We start from the raw sequence: 23241 nt of genomic DNA on the forward strand, positions 1-23241 counted from the left end.
CGCAGGTCTGCTGTGGTCGTGTACAGGAGGGATAGACAATGAATTACAACTGGAACTGGAACATCTATTGGGAAGATGCGCCAGATGGGATGGGCACCTACTTTGACTCGCTGATTGCCGGTCTGAAGTGGACACTGGCTACTGCCGGTACGGCCTGGGTATTAGCCTTAGTGATCGGTTTGCTGATCGGTACCCTGCGCACAGCACCCAATAAATGGATAGTCAGGGCAGCCAACGCCTATGTCGAGTTATTTCGCAATATCCCGCTGATCGTACAAATGTTTTTGTGGTATTTCGTATTCCCTGAATGTCTGCCAGTAGACATGGGAAATGCGCTCAAACAGTTGCCGAATGCACCGTTTGTGACCGCAGTGCTGAGTCTGGGATTCTTTACTTCTGCGCGCGTCGCGGTACAGGTTTCCACCGGTATTCAGGCCTTGCCACGTGGTCAGCGTATGGCTGGTGTGGCACTGGGACTCACGCTGCCGCAGACTTATCGCTACGTGCTGCTGCCTATGGCTTTCCGTATCATTATTCCTTCCCTGACCAATGAAGTCGCTGCGATTATCAAGAACAGCTCCGTGGCTTTGTCCATCGGTCTGATCGAGCTGACCGCAAGTGCGCGCTCTATGCAGGAAATGTCCTTCCAGACGTTTGAGGCATTTGGTGCCGCCACAATAATTTATCTGGTGGTGTCAGTGATCGCGATTCTGTTGTCGAATCTGTTGGAAAAAACTTTGCGTGTGCCCGGCTTTATTGCCGCTGGCAGTGCGAAGTAAGCGGGGAGAAAAGTATGGGAAATTTTGATTTTGACGTGATTCAGCGCTCCTGGGTATATCTGTTCCAGACCGGCATGGTGTTCACGCTCAAGCTGACTTTGCTGGCGATGACGGGCGGTATCGTGTTTGGTACGCTGCTGGCCATGATGCGCTTGTCCAGCAATAAGCTGGTGTATTTGCTGGCCTCCGGCTATGTGAATATCATGCGCTCGATTCCGCTGGTACTGGTGATTTTCTGGTTTTACTTCCTGGTGCCATATATCGGTGCCTGGATTACCGGCTCGAATGAACCGGTGCAGGTGGGTGCGTTTGCTTCCTGTCTGATTACCTTTGTGATGTTTGAAGCTGCGTATTACTGTGAAATCATGCGCTCCGGCATACAGTCGATTCCGCGTGGTCAGATCTGGGCCGGTTATGCGATGGGGATGAACTATTGGCAGACTATGGCGCATATCGTGCTGCCTCAGGCCTTCCGCAATATGATCCCGGTGTTGCTGACCCAGACCATCGTGCTGTTTCAGGACGTGTCACTGGTGTCGATCTTGTCGATTGCAGACTTTTTTGGTTCCGCTGCCAAAGTGGCGCAACGCGATGGTCGTCTGGTCGAAATGTATAGCTTTGCGGCCGTGGTGTATTTCATCATGTGCCTGAGCTTATCGACTGCAGTCAAGAAACTGCAACAGAAAGTCGCGATCATCCGCTAAACCTCAGTCATTACAAAACGCTATACAGCGGGGTTTTCTCGGCATACGCCTGGCAGGAAACCCGCTTTTCAGAACAGAATTGGAGAATCACATGATTAAGATTAACAACGTCAGCAAATGGTATGGCCAGTTTCAGGTACTGACCGACTGCACGACCGAAGTCAAAAAAGGCGAGGTAGTGGTGGTCTGCGGTCCTTCCGGCTCCGGCAAATCCACGCTGATTAAAACCGTCAATGGTCTGGAACCTTTCCAGAAAGGTGACATCACAGTCGACGGCATCTCGGTCGGCGATCCGAAAACCAATTTGTCCAAGCTGCGCGCGCGCATAGGCATGGTGTTCCAGAACTTCGAATTATTCCCACATCTGTCTATACGTCAGAATCTGACGCTGGGTCAGGTCAAGGTACTCGGCCGTTCAGAAGAAGAAGCGACTGAGCGTGGTTTGAAATATCTGGACCGGGTTGGTCTTCTCGCGCATAAAGACAAATTCCCAGGTCAGTTATCCGGCGGTCAGCAACAGCGCGTTGCGATTGCACGTGCCCTGTCTATGGACCCGATCGCCATGTTATTCGATGAGCCGACTTCGGCGCTGGATCCTGAAATGATTAACGAAGTGCTCGATGTGATGGTAGGTCTGGCACAGGAAGGCATGACCATGATGGTGGTTACGCATGAAATGGGCTTTGCGCGTAAAGTCGCTAACCGCATCGTATTCATGGATAAAGGCCTGATCGTGGAAGACTGCGCCAGAGATGAATTCTTTAATAATGCGCGTTCAGACCGCGCGCGTGATTTCCTGGCAAAGATCATTTCTCACTGATTCCGCACTGGCAGTTTCAGCACGCCTCGTGAACAACCCGTACCACGCTGTGGTGCGGGTTTTTTTATCTTTATCGCCCCGCAAGGTAAAATGCAGCCTGCAACGTATTTGACCTGAATTCAGAAAGCCGACCTCATGACTTCCACGCCATCCTCCCTGACTATTACCCGCCCTGATGACTGGCATCTGCATTTGCGCGATGGCGCTGCATTAGCCAGTGTTTTGCCGCATACTGCCGCGCAGTTTGGCCGTGCCATCGTGATGCCTAACCTGAAACCCCCGGTCACCACGACCGCACAGGCGCTGGCCTATCGTGAGCGCATTCTGGCTGCCCTGCCAGCCGGGATGAAGTTTGAACCGCTGATGACGCTGTACCTGACGGATAACACGGCACCTGATGAAATTCGCCGTGCCAAAGACAGTGGTCTGGTGCATGCAGTCAAGCTGTATCCGGCCGGCGCAACTACGAACTCGGATGCCGGTGTGACCGACCTGAAGAAATGCTATGCAGCGCTGGAAGCCATGCAGGAAGTTGGCATGCCTTTCCTGGTACATGGTGAGGTGACCAATCCTGAGATAGATTTATTCGATCGTGAAGCCGTGTTTATCGAACGTGTGATGCAGCCGCTGCGTAGCGATATGCCTGAGCTGAAAGTGGTGTTCGAACACATCACCACCAGCGATGCTGCTGCCTATGTGGCAGAAGCTTCCGGCCCTATCGCCGCCACCATCACAGCGCATCATTTGCTGTATAACCGCAATGAAATTTTCAAGGGTGGCATACGTCCGCATTACTACTGCCTGCCTGTGCTGAAACGTGAAACCCATCGTCAGGCTTTATTGAAAGCGGCGACTTCCGGCAGCCCACGCTTCTTCCTTGGCACCGACTCTGCGCCGCATCCTAAAGGCTTGAAAGAACATGCCTGTGGTTGCGCCGGTTGTTATACCGCTTTGCATGCAATGGAGCTGTACACCGAAGCCTTCGATCAGGCCGGTGCGCTCGATCAGCTGGAGGCGTTTGCCAGCTTCAATGGCCCGGACTTCTATCAACTGCCGCGCAATACAGACCGCATCACGCTGGTGCGTGAAGACTGGACCATACCCGCCGAACTGCCATTCTCAGAAACCGTGATCGTGCCGCTCAACAGTGGTGAAACCATACACTGGAAAATGCAGGCAGCCTGATGTCTGTAGTGCGTTTTTTTGATGGCATAGACTGGTCCTGTGCCTGGTTTTCTACCGTCCGGCCGGTGGCAACTGAGTTGCTGGCCGCAGCTGACTGGCGTAGTTGGCTGAATCATCAGGCACATCAGCTCGCCTTGCGTAATCATCGCGGTTTGCCTTTGCAATTCATCCCTCAGGAAGACTTGCCGGATGGTGTTGCTTATGAGGCGCATATCAGTGCCAGCGGCTGTGTGCCTACGCGTGAGAATCTGCATGATTTTTTTAATGCCCTGGTCTGGCTGCGTTTCCCGCTGATTAAACGTCAGCTCAATGCCTTACAGGCGGCGCAAATTGCGCAACTGGGCATAGGTAAGTCGCGTGGCCCGGCGCGTGATGCAGCGACGATCTTTGATGAAAATGCAGCTTTGCTGGTGGTGGCAGATGATGCGCGCGGCGATAGTCTGACGGAAGCATTACGCCAGCATGACTGGCAGCAGGCATTCATCACGCAGCGTGAAGCATTTGGTCAGTGTGCCGAAGTGTGGAGCTTTGGCCATGCCTTGATGGAGAAACTGGTTGCTCCCTATAAGGCGATTACCGCGCATAGCTGGGTAGTGCGGGTCAGCCCGGAATTTTTTACGGCGGACGCCGATGAAAAGTGTCGTTGGCTAGATAGTCAGGTGGCAGCGCAACTGGAGCAGCATAGCCTGACTACCGCGGATTACACCCCTTTACCAGTGCTGGGGATACCGGGTTGGTGGCCGGAACAGGATCTGGCGTTTTACCAGGATACCCAGGTATTTCGTCCTGCCCGGCAAGCCAGGCGTTGAGCTGAGTCTGGCGCAGTTGGCGTCGTCCACAAATGCCATTAAGACCGCTATCGCTCAGCAAGGATAGCGGTTTTTATCTTGACGATCAGGCATCAAAGCGGGAATTGGCGATTTTTTTGTGCTGCATGTCATTCTGTATATGAGTGGCAACCACAGCGGCCTGGACAGGTACTTTTTTAAACTGAGTGCTGTGTGCAGTTAAAGGTTTTTCGTCATTCAGTTTGAATACGCTGACCATCTGCGCCAGATGTTGTGCCTGATCTTGTAAGGATACCGACGCGGTCGTTGCTTCTTCCACCAGTGCTGCATTTTGCTGCGTCGTATCATCCATTTGATTGATGGCCTGATTGACCTGGGCTATCCCCTGACTTTGTTCCTGGCTGGCGCTGGTAATGTCATGCATGATGCTGGCCACCTGCTCCACACTTTGCACGATATCCTGCATGGTAGTACCGGCTTGTTCGACCAGCTTGCTACCGGCCTGCACCTGATTCACAGAGTCACCGATCAATACTTTGATTTCTTTCGCGGCGGCGGCACTGCGTTGCGCCAGATTACGCACTTCGGTCGCCACCACTGCAAAGCCACGGCCCTGATCACCGGCACGTGCGGCTTCGACCGCAGCATTCAGCGCCAGAATATTAGTCTGGAAAGCGATGCCGTCAATCACACCAATGATTTCTGTAATCTTATGCGCAGAGTTGTTGATGCCATGCATAGTATGTACCACCTGGCTCACGACTTCGCCTCCCTTGGCTGCAATATCAGAGGCTGATGCTGCCAGCTGATTGGCCTGCCGCGCATTATCGGCATTTTGACGTACGGTGGAATTCAACTGCTCCATCGATGCGGCAGTTTGTTCCAGTGCACTGGCCTGTGCTTCGGTACGTCCGGATAAATCAAGATTACCGGCTGCAATCTGATCTGAGGCGCTGGCGATGGTTTCCGTACCGGCCCTTACCTGGCTGACGATATTGGCCAGGCCATCGCGCATGGTTTTCATGGCATACAGCAGGCTGCTTTGATCACGTGGCTGTAACACCACCTCAGTCGCGAGATCGCCTTGCGCTATGCGTCGAGCAATGGCGGAAGCATAGGCCGGTTCACCGCCGAGTTCGCGCAGGATACTGCGTGCCAGTAGCCAGGTACACAACAGTCCACATAAAAATGCGAGCAGGCTTAAGCTGGTGAGTATCGTTTTTGTGCTCTGATAATCCACTTCGATTTTCTTCGCCAGCCGGTTTAACTCCTCGCGCTGCTCTTCTTGTAATTCCTGTATCAGTCCTTGATAGCGTTTTGCCGCCGGCATGAACGTCGTCGTAATCAGCTGATTCGCCATTGCTGTATCGCCACGCTCTTTGGCTGCCAGTATTTCTTCCCGCGCATTGGTATAGATTTTCCGTTCTGCCGTGATATCCGCAAACAGCTTCTTTTCTTCGTCAGTGCTGAGCAGGCTTTCTATTTTGTTTTGCATATCGCTCGCGCCCTTCATGGTCGCTGCGGCGTCTTCAGAAAAAAATTGCAGTAAGGAGGTGTCGCTGCTTTTAGCGATCGCTGCAGTTCTGCGTACGCCGACCTGGATGTAACGATACCAGTCAGAAATCATACGTTCTTTTGCTAAGGGCTGCTCCATCATCTGGCGGGTTTCGTCGGCAGTCTGTTGCAGGCGCCATTGGGCGAGCGCGGTGGCGAGAAAGGAGAAGACCAGGATGCTGGCAAAGCACAGCGCGAGCCGGGTAGCGATTTTGAGTTGAGGGAGATTCATGATGACGTTCGATAGACAAGGAAAACAGTGTTGAACTATGTGACAGACGAAATCCGGCCTGCCCGCTTACCGGGGGCGGTAAGAAAAGTCAGAGCTGATTGCTGGCCGCTGCTGCCGGTCGGGCCGATAATGTGCCTGGTGGCGTTTCAGCAGAGATGCCTGTGGAGGCGGAGAACATAGGGCAGAGCGCGCGCCTCTGCCCAAATGTGAAGATTAGTTTGCCGCCGATTTCAGCAATTGAAACAGCTGGTCTTTCAGGCTGATGCGAACTTTTTTCAAGTCTTCCAAAGCGACATCGGCCAGATGCTCGACGCCGTTTTCTGCACGGATGACCGCCTTGTCTGCGTCCTCATATTCTGTGAACAGTTTAGCGAAATGCGCATTGTTCATTTTCAGATGATGAATGGTCTCTTTGTATTCTGGAAAATCAGCAGCTAATGGATGATGGTCAACTTGCATTTTGGCTCCTTAGGGGATGCAGGACAATTCCTGTTGACTCCATCGTATATTTTTAGCACTCGTTGTTCGTGATATACATCAAGCCGGAATGACATTTTATTCAGATTTCAACTATCCGCATTTTGTCGGAAACGCGCTTCAGGCAGTCTGGCTTCAATCGGCCCTGAACAGAGGAAGGCATTAAGGCAAACGGAAGACGCTGACGGCCTGGGCTAATACCAGTGCCTGTTCTTCCATGCTTTCCGCAGCAGCTGCAGCTTGTTCTACTAAGGCTGCATTTTGCTGCGTCATTTCATCCATTTCAGTGATCGCAAGGTTGATCTGTTCTATGCCTGCGCTTTGTTCCGTGCTGGCGGCACTGATTTCACTCATGATGTCGGCTACATGCTGCACGCTGCTGACAATGTCTTGCATAGTCTTACCCGCATCATCCACCAACAGGCTGCCGCGTTCTACATTGCCGACCGAGTCATCGATCAATTGTTTGATTTCTTTAGCGGCACCCGCGCTGCGCTGCGCCAGATTGCGCACCTCGGCAGCGACTACCGCAAAACCGCGCCCCTGTTCACCAGCGCGCGCTGCCTCGACCGCTGCATTCAGTGCCAGGATATTGGTTTGAAAAGCGATGCCATCGATAACACTGATGATGTCGACAATTTTCTGTGAACTGCTCTTAATCTGGCCCATGGTGTCAACTACCTGACCAACTACACTGCCGCCTTTAGTGGCGACCTGGCTGGCTGACAAGACTAATTGATTCGCCTGCCTTGCATTGTCCGCATTTTGTCTGACCGTACTGGTCAGTTCATCCATAGAACTTGCGGTTTCTTCCAGCGAGCCAGCCTGGTTTTCGGTGCGGGACGACAGATCGGCATTGCCAGTCGCTATTTCCTGTGAGGCTGTTGTGATGGTGGATGCGCTGTCTTTAATTCTGGCGATGGTCTGCACAAAGTTATCCTGCATCTGTCGCAAAGAGCCGAGCAATTCCCCCAGCTCGTCCTGCGTCCTGACCTCTATTCTCGCAGTCAGATTATTGTTGGCGATCGCATCGGCAATATGCACCGCAGCTTTCAGAGGGGATACGATGCTGCGTGCAATCAGCCATCCGGCCAGTGCGCCTGTGATTAAGGTTAGTACACCGATGATGAGTAAACTGATCACAGAGCTGCGGTAATTCGCCAGTGATTGCTCGTAGGTAGAGCGCATTGCATCATGCTGTAATTTGGCCAGTTCGGTCAGCTCAGCCATCCATTTTTCATGCGGTACCAGAAACTCGGTTTGCAATAAGCCTGAAGCATCGAAATAATTGCCTTCAGCAACGAAGGCCTGGATTTTTTTGATCACCGCGAGTACTGCTTGTTTTTGAACGATGGCTGCTTGCAGACGTGTCAGGTCATTCGGATCGGACAACAGTTTTTTGGCGACGGCTTCAGATTCTTCAAAGCTGCTAAGGGCACTGACCAGGCGTTTGGTTTCTTTTTCTGCCTCACCCTGATCGCGTGGTGCCGTCATTTTGCGCAAGGTCAGGGTAAGGGCGCGTCCTTGCTCGCGCATCTCCGTTGCTGCATCCAGACTCGCCACCTTAGTCTGGAAAATATAATCTGTGCTGCGTTGCAACTGACTGAGTTTAAATAAGCCCAGACCCAGTATGCCGCTGGTCAACAGCAACACTATGCCAAAGCCCAGTGTGAGTCGTAAGCGTATCGTGATACGGGTCAGAATAGTCTTCAGCATGTGATCAGTCCAGGTGAGAGTCAGCTAGATATCGGGATTTCTGTTGGGTAACATGTTAATGCAGGGCATGAAAATTGTTCTACGTATTTTCCGATGTGTTACTTGCTATGCACAGAATTCTTAATAATCAACATTGCCGTTCTTGACGAGGAAAATTTTTAATGCCATGAATCAACAATAGAACGGGAGCGGAATTTTTCAAGCCAGGAGACAATTTTTCATCTGTGGGCTGAGTGCTGTGACTGGCTGTGACTGCATGTTGCAATACAAAATGCGCAAAAAAAACGGAAGCACTTGCTTCCGTTTTTGTCAGGGAGAGGTCAGACTGCGATTACTGCTCGCGTATCCACACTTGTGAACGTCCCAAAAATGGCGTACCTATATAACCGCGCACATTGAGCTTTTTATTGTTATCGGTCAGGTGCATTTTGCTGCTATATACCTTGCCATTGGCCGGATCGATAATTTTTCCGCCATTGTATTCTTCACTGTCTTTTTTGAGACCGTACAGGATAGTCATGCCTATCACAGGCTGATCTTTATTCGCACCTTCGCATTTATCACATTTCGGATTTTTGTCTGCGCCATCCTCGAGAAATAACTTTTCGATTTTCCCCTGCAATTCGCCGTTGCTCTCAGTAATCCTTATCAGAGCCTTGGGCTTGCCCGTTTTATCATCAATATTCTTCCAGAGTCCTACCGGTGTCTCTTCCGCATGCGCAAAAGGCATGGCCACGAGCGAGAACAGTATCGCTAAAATACTCATTTTTTTCATGTTGTCTCCTGATTCGGTTTTTAATGACGCGCAATAGACATCAGTCCTGTCGGTGTGCTACCGATTGCTGATTGTACGTGTTAGCTCTGGTATTTTGTTTAAGTTTTATAGAGGGCAGCCTTTAGATTTTTTTGTGTTGTGCGATACGCAGCTGCAAACGAAAATTTGGAAAATCACGCTTTGCCCAGCTTTATTTCTTCAACGTAAATTATTTGACTGAAATGACGAAGGCAGCAGGCAAAAAAAACCGGAGCAGCATAAAAACGCGCTCCGGTTTTATGTTGGCCTTATTGGTTGTATGGGCTTCAGGCTGGCGGTAACTTCGCTGCCTGTTCACGTAATTTTGCCAGCGTCGCAGAGAAGTTCGCCATTCTTTCTTTTTCCTGTGCGACTACCGCTGCCGGAGCGCGCGCGACAAAGCTTTCATTGCTCAGCTTAGCTTCAGCTTTTGCAATTTCTGTTTCCAGACGCGTGATTTCTTTGCTCAGACGTTCACGTTCGGCGGCAACATCGATCTCTACTTTCAACATCAGTTTCGATTCACCGACGATAGAAACCGGTGCCGGAGAGTCAGGTAAAGCATCCACCACCTGGACTTCAGACAGCTTGGCCAGTGCCTGCAGATACGGTGCAAATGACTGCAGTCTTGCCTTGTCTTCCGCATTGGCTGCCTGCATTAACAAAGGAACGCGCAATGCGGGCGACAACTGCATTTCACCACGCAGATTACGGCAGGCGTCAGTCATTGCTTTGAGTGCTGACATCCAGCCTTCGGCTTCTTCATTCACATTGGCTGCGACTGCCAGCGGATACGGCTGCAGCATGATGGAATCGCCAGCCGGATTGAGCTGCTTGCCTGCCAGCGGTGCCACGGTTTGCCATAACTGTTCGGTCACGAAAGGAATCACCGGATGCGCCAGACGCAGGGTGACTTCCAGTACGCGCAGTAATGTGCGACGGGTTGCACGTTGCTGTGCTTCTGTGCCTTGCTGTACCTGGACCTTAGCCACTTCCAGATACCAGTCACAATATTCGTCCCAGACAAATTTATAGATCGCAGATGCAATATTATCGAAGCGGAAGTCACTGAAGCCCTTTTCGATTTCCATCTCAGCGCGTTGCAGCGTCGAGATGATCCATTTGTCCGCTTGCGAGTAATCCAGATCTGCGTCTGTGACATCCGCGCCAAAGCCACAGTCCTTGCCTTCGGTATTCATCAATACGAAGCGTGTCGCATTCCACAGCTTATTGCAGAAGTTACGATAACCTTCGCAGCGGCCCAGATCAAAATTGATATTGCGACCCAGTGACGCATAGCTGGCCATAGTAAAGCGTAAGGCATCGGTGCCATAGGCCGGGATACCATCAGCAAATTCCTTGCGGGTAGCTTTTTCGATCGCCGTTGCCTGCTTAGGATTCATCAGGCCGACAGTACGTTTAGCGACCAGATCATCGATCTTAATGCCATCGATCAGATCAATCGGATCTAGCGTATTGCCTTTGGATTTAGACATTTTCTGGCCGCTGGAATCTCTGACCAGACCATGCACATACACGGTGTTAAATGGCACTTTTCCAGTGAAATGCACGGTCATCATGACCATACGCGCAACCCAGAAGAAAATAATGTCGAAGCCAGTGACCAGCACAGAAGACGGCAGGAAATGGCGTATATCCGGTGTCTCTTCCGGCCAGCCCATGGTGGAGAAGGGCACCAGCGCCGATGAGAACCAGGTATCGAGCACATCATCATCGCGTTTCAGGGCACCTTGGTAACCCGCTGCCTGTGCTTTCGCCTGCGCGTCCGCTTCATTGCGCGCCACGAAGACTTGGCCATCATCGCCATACCAGGCAGGTATCTGATGGCCCCACCACAACTGACGGGAAATACACCAGTCCTGAATATTGTTGAGCCACTGGTTGTAAGTGTTACTCCAGTTTTCAGGAACGAACTTAATTTCACCGGAAGCGACTTTTTCAAGCGCGACTTCAGCGATGGATTTGCCCGGGAAGTGGGTACCTTCCGGTGCCGGTTTGCTCATCGCCATGAACCACTGATCGGTCAGCATAGGTTCGATCACGACATTGGTGCGGTCGCCGCGTGGCACCATTAATTTGTGTGGCTTAACCGATTCCAGCAAGCCTTGTGCATCGAGGTCAGCCACGATTTGCTTACGAGCTTCAAAGCGGTCCAGACCGCGGTATTTTTCCGGTGCATTGTCATTGATTTTCGCATCCAGTGTCAGGATGCTGATCTTTTCCAGGTCGTGGCGCTGACCAACAGCGTAATCATTGAAGTCATGCGCAGGTGTGATCTTCACACAGCCGGTACCGAATTCTTTATCGACATAGCTGTCGGCAATCACAGGAATTTCGCGCTCAGTCAAAGGCAGTTTGAGCAGCTTGCCGACCAGCGCGCTATAGCGCTCATCGGTAGGGTCAACCGCGACGGCCACGTCACCCAGTAAGGTTTCAGGACGCGTAGTAGCAACGGTCAGATGACCCGAACCATCCGCAAACGGATAGCGGATATGCCACATAGAACCGTCTTCTTCTTCCGATACCACTTCCAGATCGGATACCGCAGTACCGAGTACTGGGTCCCAGTTGACCAGGCGTTTGCCACGGTAAATCAGGCCTTGCTCCACCAGACGCACAAACACTTCAGTCACAGACTTGGAGCGTTCCGCATCCATAGTGAAGTATTCACGGTCCCAGTCTGCCGATGCACCCATACGACGCATCTGACCGGTGATGGTGGAACCGGATTTCTCTTTCCATTCCCAGACTTTTTCCAGGAACTTTTCACGGCCCAGATCATGGCGTGAGATCTTTTGTGCATCAAGCTGACGTTCCACCACGATCTGCGTCGCAATCCCAGCATGGTCGGTACCCGGTACCCAGGCAGTGTTGTAGCCACGCATACGGTAGTAGCGGGTCAGGCCATCCATGATGGTCTGATTAAAAGCATGGCCCATATGCAGTGTGCCGGTCACATTTGGCGGTGGCAATTGTATAGAGAATGAAGGTTTGCCATCGTCCATGCTGGCCGCGAAATATCCGCGTTGCTCCCATTCGGCGCGCCATTGTTGTTCGATTTCTGCGGGTTCGAAAGACTTCGCTAATTCCATGATGATCTGTTGGTTGAGTGCTAAACGTTTGATTATAAATGAGAGTAGTGCTGCTGACGTGGACTTCGCCTTGCTTTTTAAGCGGGTATGCCCTGTATTGCAGCAGTGCCTTGCTGATCGCGCAGAAATAGCAGGGTTTAAGTGTAATTTGTGATTTTTTTATTAATTTGCATCGTCAGGTGTGATCATTTTTTTTGCAAGTGACTGTAATTGCACTATAAAGTAGGTGGGGCAGTTTGTTTGCTGAAGTGTAATTTTACTCAGCCAGCGTGGAGGCGCAGGCGGCATTGAGGTACTTTGTAACGCCTGACGCAGAGGGAATGCAAACATTGTTACGATGCTGCTTGAATTAAAGTCAGCAAATGAATCAGATGAATCAACGCGGCCATCACATGTGCAATTGACCGATTATTGTACAGACCCGAAGACGGATGGCAGCACGTTGCAGCAGGCCTGAACAGGCGTATCCGTTACACTTAACTAAAAACGATCTCATGCATAAATCTAAAACGGGCGTTTGTCATCTGTTACTCTTTCTTGGTCTGATGTTTACCCTGTTGTGCATGCGTAGTGCGTATGCAGATGAGCAGCGTGAACTGCAAGCCGTATTTGATATTTTCTCCGTGGCTGATTCCGACAATGCGCGTGCTTTGCAACAGCTGGAGCAGCTCTATCGACAACAGGATGCATCCACCAGTATTCCGGTCAGGCTGACGACACTCAGAGCCTTATATCATCTGCATGCAGAACTGGGTAACAACAGCGCCGCCCAGTTATTTTTATCTGCGATGCGAAAACTGGCTATCGATAGCGGAGACAAGGATGCCTTATTGATGGCGGATGTGATTTTGGCTTACCAAAAGTATTCATCAGGACAGCCCGCTCAAGCCCTGAAGGAATTAACGCAATTATTAGACAATTTGCACGCCAATGTGAGTGATGACGCCAAATTCCGGCTTTACGGCGCACTTGGCGCCATGCATTTCGTGATGGGTAACTACGAAGCTTCGCTACGTTTCTATCACGATGTATTACGACTGACTGACAAACTGCCGTATCGTCGCGAGCAAAACCGGATTTTCATGCTTGAGGGCTTAGCCCAGTTATATATTGCGATGCGTGATCCGGAAAAATCGCTGCAGACTGTGAATGAGGCGATGGCATTGACGCCTTATTCCAGAGCCCCCAAAAATTATGCATCGCTGTTGATCGATGAAGGGGGGGCACTCACTCTGCTCGGGCGCGATGAACAGGCACTGGATGCTTATCGACGCGCCTTGAAAATTGCACGCGACAGCCATCTGGAAGAAACTGAGCTTAACTGCCTGCTTTATATTTCCACTTATTATCTGCAGAAGCACGACTATAAAAGCGCAGAAGCGAATGCGCGCCTGGCCTTCCAGTTAACAACACAATTTCCTGACAGTAGCTATATCCGGGGGACAAAAGCGAATATTGGTTTCGCTTTGCTCGGACAAGGAAAAATCAGCCAGGGTGCTGAACTGGTGAATGAGGCGCTTAAGATCACGACTGCGACGGGTCAGAAAAACGAAGCCGAACAAATACTGGAGCAACTAGCCGCGATCTATGAGCATGCTGGTATGTACAAAGAAGCCTTAGCTGCATTGCGTCAGCATCAGGAGTTCAGCGCAGAGTTATTTCGGGCTGACCGCAGTAAGGCCATTGCCGCAATGCAGGAACAATTCCAGTCTGAGCAAAAGCAAAAACAGATCGCCTTACTGGAACGCGACTATGCCTTAAAAGATGCTGATTTACAGACTCAGCTATTGCACCAGCGGGTTACGATGCTGATTGCTGGCATGATCGTGGTCGCCGGGATATTTATTTTTGTGTTGTATCGCCGTGTCAGTCAGACCAACCAAAAATTACGTGAAGCCAATACACAATTGGAGTTTCATGCCGTGCATGATCCGCTGACGGGTTTGCATAATCGTCGCTCTTTTGTCGACATGATGAAGCACCGTCAGGATTGCCAGAGTCAGGAGCGTCGCTCGCTCGATATGGATAGTCCTGATTGCCTGATCTTGCTGGATATCGATCACTTTAAGCAAATCAATGACACCCTCGGACATGCGGCAGGCGATGTTGTGTTGGTCGAAGTGGCCAGACGTCTGCGTGCAGCAGTGCGTGACAGCGACATGGTATTGCGCTGGGGCGGTGAAGAATTTCTGGTGTATTCCCCCAAGTCGCAATATGTCCAGGTGCTGACTTTGGTTGAACGGGTGTTGTATGCAATCGGGGAAAAGAGAATTCATGCTGGCGGCCGTGATATTCAGGTGACTGTTTCTGCTGGTTTTATCGCTCTGCCGTTTTCAGGTGTGAGTGAAAGTCAATTGAATTGGGAAAAGGTCTTGCAAATTGCTGATATGGCGCTGTATCTGGGTAAAGTAAATGGCAGGAATCGCGCCTATGGCGTGTCCGAATTGCTGGTCGCGCCCGATCTGGCGTTGCCGATACTGGAGCAGGATCTGGCCGCTGCGATCGATGCCGATATGGTCAGTCTCACTGAGGTTGAGGGACCGCCACGCTTTGAACAGACGATATTCGATAAACATACAAAAAAGGAACAAAACGAATTATTAGCGCTATAATGCGCCCGCTGTTACGAGCGAAGTCGTGACAACACAAATGCTAGGGGTCCTGTTTTCTGCGTATGAATTTGCAGATAACGGGTGAGAAATACCCTCGAACCTGATCTGGATAATGCCAGCGAAGGGAAGCTGCTAGAGCGTGCACAAACCCAGGTTTGCTGTGGTTCTATACCAACTCCTTTGCTGGCTCCAAGCCATAAGTAAAGTGCAAAGGAGCCACACCCATGAATGCCAATCCAAAATTTTTGTCCGCAACTGCGACAGTGGATGAAGCTGCAATTCAAGCCTTACCCAATTCCCGTAAAGTTTATGTCCAGGGCAGCCGTCCGGATATCCGCGTGCCTATGCGCGAAATCTCGCAATCCGACACGCCGGCCATGTTTGGCTCAGAAAAAAATCCGCCAGTGTATGTCTACGATACCTCAGGTCCTTACACGGATCCGGAGGCAAAGATCGATATCCGCTCTGGTCTGGCTTCGGTACGTGGCGCCTGGATTGCAGAGCGTGCAGATACTGAGGAGCTGTCTGGTCCCAGCTCTGAATATGGCATCGCAAGACTGAATGATCCGGCACTGGAAGAGCTGCGTTTTAATCTGAAACGCCAGCCAAGACGTGCGCTGGCCGGACGCAATGTGACGCAGATGCATTATGCACGTCAGGGCATCATCACACCGGAAATGGAATTTGTCGCGATTCGTGAAAATCTGCGTCGTCAGGAATATCTGGAGAATCTGCAATCCTCTGGCCCCATGGGAAAAAAACTGGCTGATATGATGGGGCGTCAGCATCCTGGCCAGTCTTTCGGTGCCTCGATTCCGGCCGTCATTACCCCTGAATTTGTGAGGGATGAAATCGCACGCGGCCGTGCCATTATTCCTGCCAATATCAATCATCCTGAATCTGAGCCTATGATCATAGGCCGTAATTTCCTGGTCAAAATCAATGCCAATATCGGTAACTCGGCAGTGACTTCTTCAATAGGCGAAGAGGTCGAAAAAATGACCTGGGCGATACGCTGGGGTGGTGACAATGTGATGGATTTATCGACTGGTAAGCACATCCATGAAACGCGTGAATGGATCATCCGCAACTCGCCGGTACCTATCGGCACCGTGCCGATTTATCAGGCACTGGAAAAAGTTAACGGTAAAGCCGAAGACCTGACCTGGGAAATTTTCCGCGACACGCTGATCGAGCAGGCAGAGCAGGGCGTAGATTACTTCACCATCCATGCCGGCGTCCGTTTGCAATATGTGCCGCTGACCGCCAGGCGTCTGACCGGCATTGTGTCGCGTGGTGGTTCCATCATGGCGAAATGGTGTCTTGCACATCATAAAGAGAGCTTCCTGTACGAACATTTCGAAGATATTTGCGAAATCATGAAGGCCTATGACGTGTCCTTCAGTCTGGGTGATGGACTGCGTCCGGGTTCTATTTATGACGCGAACGATGACGCGCAGTTAGGTGAGTTGCGTACGCTGGGTGAACTCACCCAGATCGCGTGGAAGCATGATGTACAGGTCATGATAGAAGGTCCAGGACATGTGCCCATGCAGCTGATCAAAGAAAATATGGATCTGCAGCTCGAGCAATGCCACGAGGCGCCGTTCTACACGCTGGGCCCGCTGACTACCGATATCGCCCCTGGCTATGATCACATCACGTCCGGCATAGGTGCTGCGCAAATTGGCTGGTATGGCACTGCCATGCTGTGCTATGTGACACCAAAAGAACATCTGGGCTTGCCCAATAAAGTCGATGTGAAAGACGGCATCATCACCTACAAAATCGCGGCCCATGCGGCTGATTTGGCTAAGGGCCATCCGGGGGCGCAAATCCGCGACAATGCCTTGTCCAAAGCGCGTTTCGAATTCCGCTGGGAAGATCAGTTTAATCTCGGCCTCGACCCGGATAAAGCACGCGAATTCCATGATGAGACTTTGCCTAAGGATTCCGCCAAAGTCGCCCATTTCTGCTCCATGTGCGGCCCGCATTTCTGCTCCATGAAGATCACCCAGGAAGTGCGCGACTTTGCGCAGAGCCAGGGCATCTCTGAAATTCAGGCCTTGAAGCAGGGTATGGAAGTCAAGGCCGTGGAGTTCGTTAAATCCGGTGCTGAAATCTATAAGAAGCAGTAAGGAGCGCAACGATGGAAATTCAGTTAAACGGTACTGCTCATCACTTGCCGGATGCGCAGTTATTGTCCGAGCTGATCGCCAGTATGCAACTGACCCAGCAAGCGATAGCGGTCGCCGTCAATCGCCAGATTGTTCCACGTCCGGCCTGGGCCACACGCATTTTGCAAGCGGCGGATCAGGTTGACATCGTACGTGCAATCGGCGGCGGCTGAGTGCTTGCTTCATTGCTGAAAATCTTAAACCTTAAAACCTTGAAACCTGAAAACCTCTCAACACAGAGGCACAGAGACACAGAGGAAAAAAAGAGAAAAGCTCGAAAGTGAAATTTTCCGCTGTGCTTGCTCTGAGCCTCTGTGTCTCTGTGGTTTGGCTTTTGACTGGGCTGTGATTAGGTGGCCGGAGTCAGTTTGAAAAACCTGAAAATCTCTCAACACTGAGACACGGAGACACAGAGGAAAAGAGAGAAAAGCTCGAAAGTGAAATTTTCCTCTGTGCTTACTCTGAGTCTCTGTGAATCTGTGATTTAGCTTTTGACTGAGCTGTGTTTAGGTAGTCAGAGTCAGTTTGGGAAACCTGAAGACCTTTCAACACAGAGGCACAGAGACACAGAGGAAAAAAAGAGAAAAACGGAGATCGGAAGCGATTCCGCTGTGTTTTCTCTGAGCCTCTGTGTCTCTGTGGTATAGCTTTTGGTTTGATTAGCTTCTTAAGTGATGTGCAGTTTTAGGTTGAATTGCACGCTCTGCGCCTGATGGGGCGGATATAAAAAGGAATTGAAATGCAAAATCAGAAAGACAGCGGATTGACGATCGCTGGTACAACGTATCGTTCGCGTTTATTAGTGGGTAGTGGGAAGTATAAAGACCTGGAACAAACCAGGCTGGCGACGGAGGCCAGTGGTGCTGACATTATTACGGTTGCGATACGCCGGGTGAATATTGGTCAGGATCCGAATGCACCTAGTTTGCTGGATGTGGTGCCACCTAGTCGCTACACCATATTGCCGAATTCTGCCGGTTGCTATAACGCAGAAGATGCGGTCTACACACTGCAGCTGGGGCGTGAGCTGCTCGGTGGGCACAAGCTGTGCAAGCTGGAGGTGTTGGGTAATGAGAAAACTTTGTTTCCGAATATGCCGGAAACCTTGAAGGCAGCAAAAATTCTGGTGCAGGATGGCTTCGATGTGATGGTCTACTGCAGCGATGATCCGATTCAGGCGAAGATGCTGGAGGACATAGGCTGTGTCGCCGTGATGCCGCTGGCGTCCCTGATAGGCTCAGGTATGGGCATACTCAATCCTTGGAATTTATCGCTGATCATCGAGCAATCCAGCGTACCGGTGCTGGTTGATGCCGGTGTCGGCACTGCATCGGATGCAGCGATTGCGATGGAGCTGGGTTGTGACGGCGTATTGATGAACTCTGCCATCGCGGCCGCACAAGACCCGGTTCGTATGGCGCATGCAATGGGGCTGGCGGTACAGGCCGGGCGTGAGGCGTATCTGGCAGGACGTATGCCACGTAAATTTGCGGCCTCGCCATCTTCTCCGATGAGCGGACGCGTGGTGTCCTGATGCCAGGGAAGCGACCGCTGGTGCTGGTGCTGGCTGGCCATGATCCCTGCGGCGGCGCAGGGATACAGGCGGATGTCGAAGCGATTGCAGCCCAGGGTGCGCATGCCATGCCTATTATCACCGCACTGACCGTGCAGGATCATGAGCGGGTTTATAGCGTGCACCCGGTAGCGGGCGATATCGTCCTCGTGCAGTTACGAACCTTGCTGCAGGCATATCGCTTTGATGCGGTGAAACTGGGCATTATCGGCAGTCGTGTATTGGCAGAGACATTAGCTAAAGAACTGGCACAGCTGCGATATGAACAGCCAGACTTGCCAGTGGTGCTGGACCCGGTATTGGGCAGTGGTTATGGTGATGCATTGAGCAAAGATGATGCGGTGCTGACGCTGCAAACTCTGCTGCAACAAGCGACCCTGATCACGCCCAACTTACCTGAGCTGGCGCGTTTGTCTGGGACCAGCGCAACTGACTGGCAAGCGCAGCTGGCGACATGGATGCCAACGCATGCGGCCGACGTTTTGCTCAAGGGCGGACACGGCACTGACCGCCTGGTACACAACTACTGGATACAGCGTGGTGGCAGGCTGGCGCGCGAATGGCAGTGGGAAAGGCTGGCGGGCGAATTTCATGGCAGCGGTTGCACGCTGGCGGCTGCGATTGCAGCACAACTGGCACTGGGCCAGTCGCTGGAAAACGCGCTCGATCAGGCGCAAGTCTATACCCAGCGCAGCCTGCAGCACGCGTTTGCTGTCGGTGCCGGGCAGCGCATTCCACAGCGTACTTTTATAGACTTTGAATGAGAATTTCATGATTCAGGAATCACAAGCGGGCCTGCGTGGCCTCTACCTCGTTACCCCTGACTGGGATGACACCCGGCAGTTAATCAGCGTCACTGAGCAAGCCTTGCTAGGCGGCGCAGCGCTGGTGCAATATCGCCATAAAACCGCCAACCCTGTACTCAGAATGCAGCAGGCTAGCGAATTGCTGCAACTATGCCGCTCGTATGCAGTCCCCTTCATCGTGAATGATCATCTGGAATTGTGCCAGGCAATTGATGCCGATGGTTTGCATGTAGGCGGCACTGATATGCAGGTGCAGGCCGCACGTGAGGCTCTGGGGCCAGGGAAAATTCTCGGGGCTTCCTGCTATGGCGATCTGGAGCGCGCACAACGTGCAGCAGAAGCGGGTGCCAGCTATGTGGCTTTTGGTGGATTTTATCCGTCCCGCATAAAAAAATATGAAGTCTCGACCGTACCCGACATCGTCAACGACGCTGCCGGGCTGGCGTTGCCACGTGTTGTGATCGGTGGTATGACGCTGGAAAACTGCAAGCCGCTGGTCGTGCGCGGCGCGGAAATGGTCGCAGTGATCAGCAGTGTGTATTTTGAGCGCGATCCGCAAGCTGCGGCACGTGCTTTGGCTGATTTGTTTGTATGAACTGACTGCTCAGTCTGCTCAGGTTTAGCAGACTGAGCAGACTTAGCAGACTGAGCAGACTGAGCAGATGTGTGTGGTGTAGCAGACGGAGCTGCCTGTGAAAGGCTGCTTTATTTTTCCACGCTTTTATCGACAGGATCTGTTTTTTCTTCACCGGGTTTTTCTGTTTCAGTCTTAGGATCGAGCGTGGATACATCCAGTCGCGCCAGCGTGGTGATGATGCCGGCACTGAGCGCGTCACCTTCCAGTTTCTCGCATCCTTTTGGACGTGGGCGCGCATTCGCCGGGCAGAACCAGACGCTTTGCTTACCCTCTTCCGGATAGTAGAAAATCAGCATATCCGAGGCATCCCGGATGTTCATGGCCTTATCGAGTAACTCAGGCGGGAACTTACCACCGCTGGTTTTCACTAAATATTCGCGCAGTCTGGGCACGCCATCGACTGAGATTTCCTTGGTCTCCTTATTGTGAGGAGCATGGAAGCCAAGTATGGTTTTTTTGTAATTTTTTTCTTCAATAATCTGACGCTGTTCACCCGCCATAAACATGACAGCGCAGGATGAGACACAAAATCCTTTGACTGAGGTGTTCAGATGGTTTTTACGGATCAGATCGGCAATGCCATAGGCAGAGCGTAAATCGCCGCCCGGGCTTTCCGCCAGTACCACATGCTTGACCGGGGCGCGTGACAGTTCCTGGCGAAATGGTGCCAGATCTTCAGGCAGCACCCTGCCGTACAGGATAATATTGGTATCCAGTCTGAGGATAGTCATCGCGTGCGCATGGACAGCCGGCAATAAGCTGGCACTGCTCAGCAAAAGGGTGGAAAGCAAACGGCGCATAGTGAAAATCCAGAAGTATGTTGATAGATAATCATTATGCATTTTTCTGTTCGTTATAACAAACATTGGCAGCTCCTTTCATCAGTCTGGTATCGCTTACTGCATGCCATACTTCGCTCAATTAGCTGTGTATATGTTCAGTATCTATGTCCAGCACCCATGTTCTGAACGTATAATCGGGGTATGCAAAATTTACTCCATAACCTGAATCCAGAGCAGCTTGCGGCTGTGACCCTGCCGGCCCAGTCGGCGCTTATTCTTGCCGGTGCCGGTTCCGGTAAGACCCGTGTACTGACCACGCGTATTGCCTGGCTGATCCAGACTGGACAGATCTCGCCGGGCGGCATACTGGCTGTGACTTTTACCAATAAAGCGGCAAAAGAAATGCAGACCCGTCTGTCGGCTATGTTGCCGATCAATACGCGCGGTATGTGGATAGGTACTTTCCACGGCTTGTGTAATCGCTTATTGCGCGCACACCACCGCGATGCCGGGCTGCCACAGACGTTTCAGATACTCGATTCGGGTGATCAGTTGTCGTTTATTAAGCGCTTATTGAAAGCGAATAATATCGACGATGAGAAATTCCCACCCAAGACCCTGATGTACTTTATCAACAGCGCCAAAGATCAGGGCTTGCGTGCGGCCCAGGTGGATGCCAGTGATGATTTCAATCGCAAGATGGTCGGGCTGTATGATTTATATGATGCGCAATGTCAGCGTGAAGGCGTGGTCGATTTTGCGGAACTGCTGTTACGTACTTACGAATTGTTGAGCCGCAACCAGCCACTGCGTGAGCATTATCAGGAGCGCTTCCGGCACATATTGGTCGACGAATTTCAGGATACCAATGACCTGCAGTATAAATGGCTGAAACTGATGGCCGGAGCCGGTAACCGGCGTCCGAATGCTGTGTTTGCTGTGGGTGATGATGATCAGAGTATTTATGCTTTCCGTGGTGCGAACGTGGGCAATATGACGGCGTTTGAGCGTGAATTTGAAGTGCAAAATCTGATTAAGCTGGAACAAAACTACCGTTCGCATGGTCATATTCTGGATAGCGCCAATATTCTGATCGCCAATAACAGCAAGCGTCTGGGCAAGAATCTGCGTACCGATGCCGGACATGGCGAACCGGTGCGCGTGATGGAAGCCAGCAGCGACATCCAGGAAGCCAACTGGATCATCGATGAAGCGAAAAACCTGATCCGTGAAGGTTCAGCGCGTAGCGAAATCGCCATCCTGTATCGCTCCAATGCGCAATCCCGTGTGATTGAGCATGCCTTATTCACGGCGAATATTCCATATCGTGTCTATGGCGGCCAGCGCTTCTTTGAACGCGCTGAAATCAAGCATGCGATTGCCTATCTGCAGTTGATGGATAACCCGCATAATGATTCGGCTTTTTTGCGGGTGGTGAATTTCCCTACCCGTGGCATAGGAGCGCGCTCCATAGAGCAATTGCAGGATGCGGCCAGACTGCACAATATCTCGCTGTACGCAGCGGTACCGCATGTGGCTGGCAAGGCCGGATCGGCACTGGCTAATTTTGTGCGTCTGATTGAGGGGGCACGCTTCGAAACGCAGAATCTGCCTTTGCCGGAAATGGTCAGGGTGGTGTTAGATATGAGCCAGTTGCTGGTGCATTATCAGACCGAAAAGGAGGGTGCGGATCGCATAGAAAACTTAGAGCAGCTGGTGAATGCAGCAGTCTTGTTTGTCTCGGAAGAGGGTTTCAATAAAGAGGCGCCCGCATTTGCCGGACCTGCGGTCAGGCAGCCAGTTTTGCTTAACAATGGCGCCAACGATGTCATTATCGATGCCGATGCGGCGTTGCCAACAGTGATGTCACCGCTGTCTGCGTTTTTGTCGCATGCCTCGTTGGAAGCTGGTGATAATCAGGCGCAGGCAGGGCAGGATGCTATGCAACTGATGACGGTGCATTCGGCCAAAGGGCTGGAGTTTGATGCAGTCTTTATCACCGGGCTGGAAGAGGGCTTGTTCCCGCATGAGAACAGCGCGCAGGAAGAAGCTGGCCTGGAAGAAGAGCGGCGCCTGATGTATGTGGCGATCACGCGTGCGCGCAAACGTCTGTATCTGAGTTTTTCACAGACCCGCATGTTGCACGGTCAGACCCGCTACAACATGCGTTCTCGCTTCTTTGATGAATTACCGGATGAGTCACTCAAATGGTTGTCACCCAAGGTACAACCCAGCTGGTTCGGGCAAAAAAAATCAGCCTGGGATGAAGTGCCTATGGCCGATGTGAACCAGATTGCACAGAATTTCAGCCAGACTTCTGCGCAGCAGAGCTGGCGGGTTGGACAGAATGTCGCGCATGCTAAATTTGGCGAAGGCGTGATCGTGAATATTGAGGGCAGCGGCATGAATGCGCGCGCTCATATCAATTTTGGCAAATTCGGGATGAAGTTACTGGACCTGAGTATCGCCAAGCTGGAAAAAATCTGAAGGCCA

18 protein-coding genes and 1 riboswitch are annotated in these 23241 nt (G+C 51.6%); of the genes, 12 read left to right on the forward strand and 6 right to left on the reverse strand.

The features are described from left to right. Positions 1-38: 38 nt before the first annotated feature. From H8K43_RS04525 to H8K43_RS04545, 5 genes are all read left to right on the forward strand, one after another. A complete protein-coding gene (locus tag H8K43_RS04525; RefSeq protein ID WP_186902736.1) occupies positions 39-779 on the forward strand; it encodes an amino acid ABC transporter permease in 741 nt (246 codons plus the stop codon). A 14-nt stretch (positions 780-793) separates the two neighbouring features. Further along, entirely contained in the window at positions 794-1483 is a 690-nt protein-coding gene (locus H8K43_RS04530; protein ID WP_162021676.1) for an amino acid ABC transporter permease, read from the forward strand. Between the two features lie 91 nt (positions 1484-1574). Beyond that, positions 1575-2303, forward strand: a complete 729-nt coding sequence (locus H8K43_RS04535) for an amino acid ABC transporter ATP-binding protein (RefSeq protein ID WP_186902737.1) — start codon at positions 1575-1577, stop codon at positions 2301-2303. A 135-nt stretch (positions 2304-2438) separates the two neighbouring features. Next, complete coding sequence (pyrC, locus tag H8K43_RS04540) at positions 2439-3488, forward strand: dihydroorotase (protein WP_186902738.1); 1050 nt, start codon at positions 2439-2441, stop codon at positions 3486-3488. Continuing rightward, positions 3488-4297 (forward strand): DUF3025 domain-containing protein, encoded by an 810-nt coding sequence (locus H8K43_RS04545; RefSeq protein ID WP_186902739.1) that lies wholly within the window; start codon positions 3488-3490, stop codon positions 4295-4297. The genes pyrC and H8K43_RS04545 overlap by 1 nt, the downstream gene beginning before the upstream one ends. An 85-nt stretch (positions 4298-4382) precedes the next feature. On the opposite strand, the gene H8K43_RS04550 is transcribed toward H8K43_RS04545, so the two are convergent. From H8K43_RS04550 to H8K43_RS04570, 5 genes are all read right to left on the reverse strand, one after another. Next, a complete protein-coding gene (locus H8K43_RS04550) occupies positions 4383-6062 on the reverse strand; it encodes a methyl-accepting chemotaxis protein (protein WP_186902740.1) in 1680 nt (559 codons plus the stop codon). 213 nt (positions 6063-6275) lie between these two features. After that, complete coding sequence (locus tag H8K43_RS04555) at positions 6276-6521, reverse strand: YdcH family protein (protein ID WP_186902741.1); 246 nt, start codon at positions 6519-6521, stop codon at positions 6276-6278. Between the two features lie 180 nt (positions 6522-6701). Next, positions 6702-8255, reverse strand: a complete 1554-nt coding sequence (locus tag H8K43_RS19155) for a methyl-accepting chemotaxis protein (protein WP_186902742.1) — start codon at positions 8253-8255, stop codon at positions 6702-6704. A gap of 331 nt (positions 8256-8586) precedes the next feature. Next, positions 8587-9021, reverse strand: a complete 435-nt coding sequence (locus H8K43_RS04565; protein ID WP_230403699.1) for a DUF2147 domain-containing protein — start codon at positions 9019-9021, stop codon at positions 8587-8589. A 314-nt stretch (positions 9022-9335) separates the two neighbouring features. Then, positions 9336-12161 (reverse strand): valine--tRNA ligase, encoded by a 2826-nt coding sequence (locus H8K43_RS04570; RefSeq protein ID WP_186902744.1) that lies wholly within the window; start codon positions 12159-12161, stop codon positions 9336-9338. Between the two features lie 494 nt (positions 12162-12655). On the opposite strand from H8K43_RS04570, the gene H8K43_RS04575 reads away from it, so the two are divergent. The 6 genes from H8K43_RS04575 (at position 12656) to thiE (ending at position 19924) form a co-directional block, all read left to right on the forward strand. Continuing rightward, a complete protein-coding gene (locus H8K43_RS04575; RefSeq protein WP_186902745.1) occupies positions 12656-14773 on the forward strand; it encodes a tetratricopeptide repeat-containing diguanylate cyclase in 2118 nt (705 codons plus the stop codon). A 32-nt stretch (positions 14774-14805) separates the two neighbouring features. Further along, positions 14806-14917: riboswitch (TPP riboswitch) on the forward strand. Positions 14918-14997: 80 nt separating this feature from the next. Further along, entirely contained in the window at positions 14998-16911 is a 1914-nt protein-coding gene (thiC, locus tag H8K43_RS04580) for a phosphomethylpyrimidine synthase ThiC (RefSeq protein ID WP_186902746.1), read from the forward strand. 11 nt (positions 16912-16922) lie between these two features. After that, positions 16923-17123: a sulfur carrier protein ThiS gene (gene thiS / locus H8K43_RS04585; RefSeq protein WP_186902747.1), complete on the forward strand. Its 201-nt coding sequence runs from the start codon at positions 16923-16925 to the stop codon at positions 17121-17123. Positions 17124-17689: 566 nt separating this feature from the next. Further along, the gene (locus H8K43_RS04590; RefSeq protein ID WP_186902748.1) at positions 17690-18484 is read left to right on the forward strand and encodes a thiazole synthase; all 795 of its coding nucleotides are present in this window, start codon (positions 17690-17692) and stop codon (positions 18482-18484) included. Next, entirely contained in the window at positions 18484-19287 is an 804-nt protein-coding gene (gene thiD, locus H8K43_RS04595) for a bifunctional hydroxymethylpyrimidine kinase/phosphomethylpyrimidine kinase (RefSeq protein WP_186902749.1), read from the forward strand. The genes H8K43_RS04590 and thiD overlap by 1 nt, the downstream gene beginning before the upstream one ends. A gap of 7 nt (positions 19288-19294) precedes the next feature. Then, entirely contained in the window at positions 19295-19924 is a 630-nt protein-coding gene (gene thiE / locus H8K43_RS04600; RefSeq protein ID WP_186902750.1) for a thiamine phosphate synthase, read from the forward strand. A gap of 110 nt (positions 19925-20034) precedes the next feature. On the opposite strand, the gene H8K43_RS04605 is transcribed toward thiE, so the two are convergent. Continuing rightward, positions 20035-20766, reverse strand: a complete 732-nt coding sequence (locus H8K43_RS04605; RefSeq protein ID WP_186902751.1) for a hypothetical protein — start codon at positions 20764-20766, stop codon at positions 20035-20037. 183 nt (positions 20767-20949) lie between these two features. Here H8K43_RS04605 and H8K43_RS04610 point away from each other — a divergent pair, with 183 nt between their 5' ends. After that, the gene (locus H8K43_RS04610; protein WP_186902752.1) at positions 20950-23235 is read left to right on the forward strand and encodes a UvrD-helicase domain-containing protein; all 2286 of its coding nucleotides are present in this window, start codon (positions 20950-20952) and stop codon (positions 23233-23235) included. Positions 23236-23241 lie beyond the last annotated feature (6 nt).

It is taken from the genome of Cognatundibacterium curvum, from assembly GCF_014284235.1.
Classification (GTDB): Bacteria; Pseudomonadota; Gammaproteobacteria; order Burkholderiales; family Burkholderiaceae_D; genus Undibacterium; species Undibacterium curvum.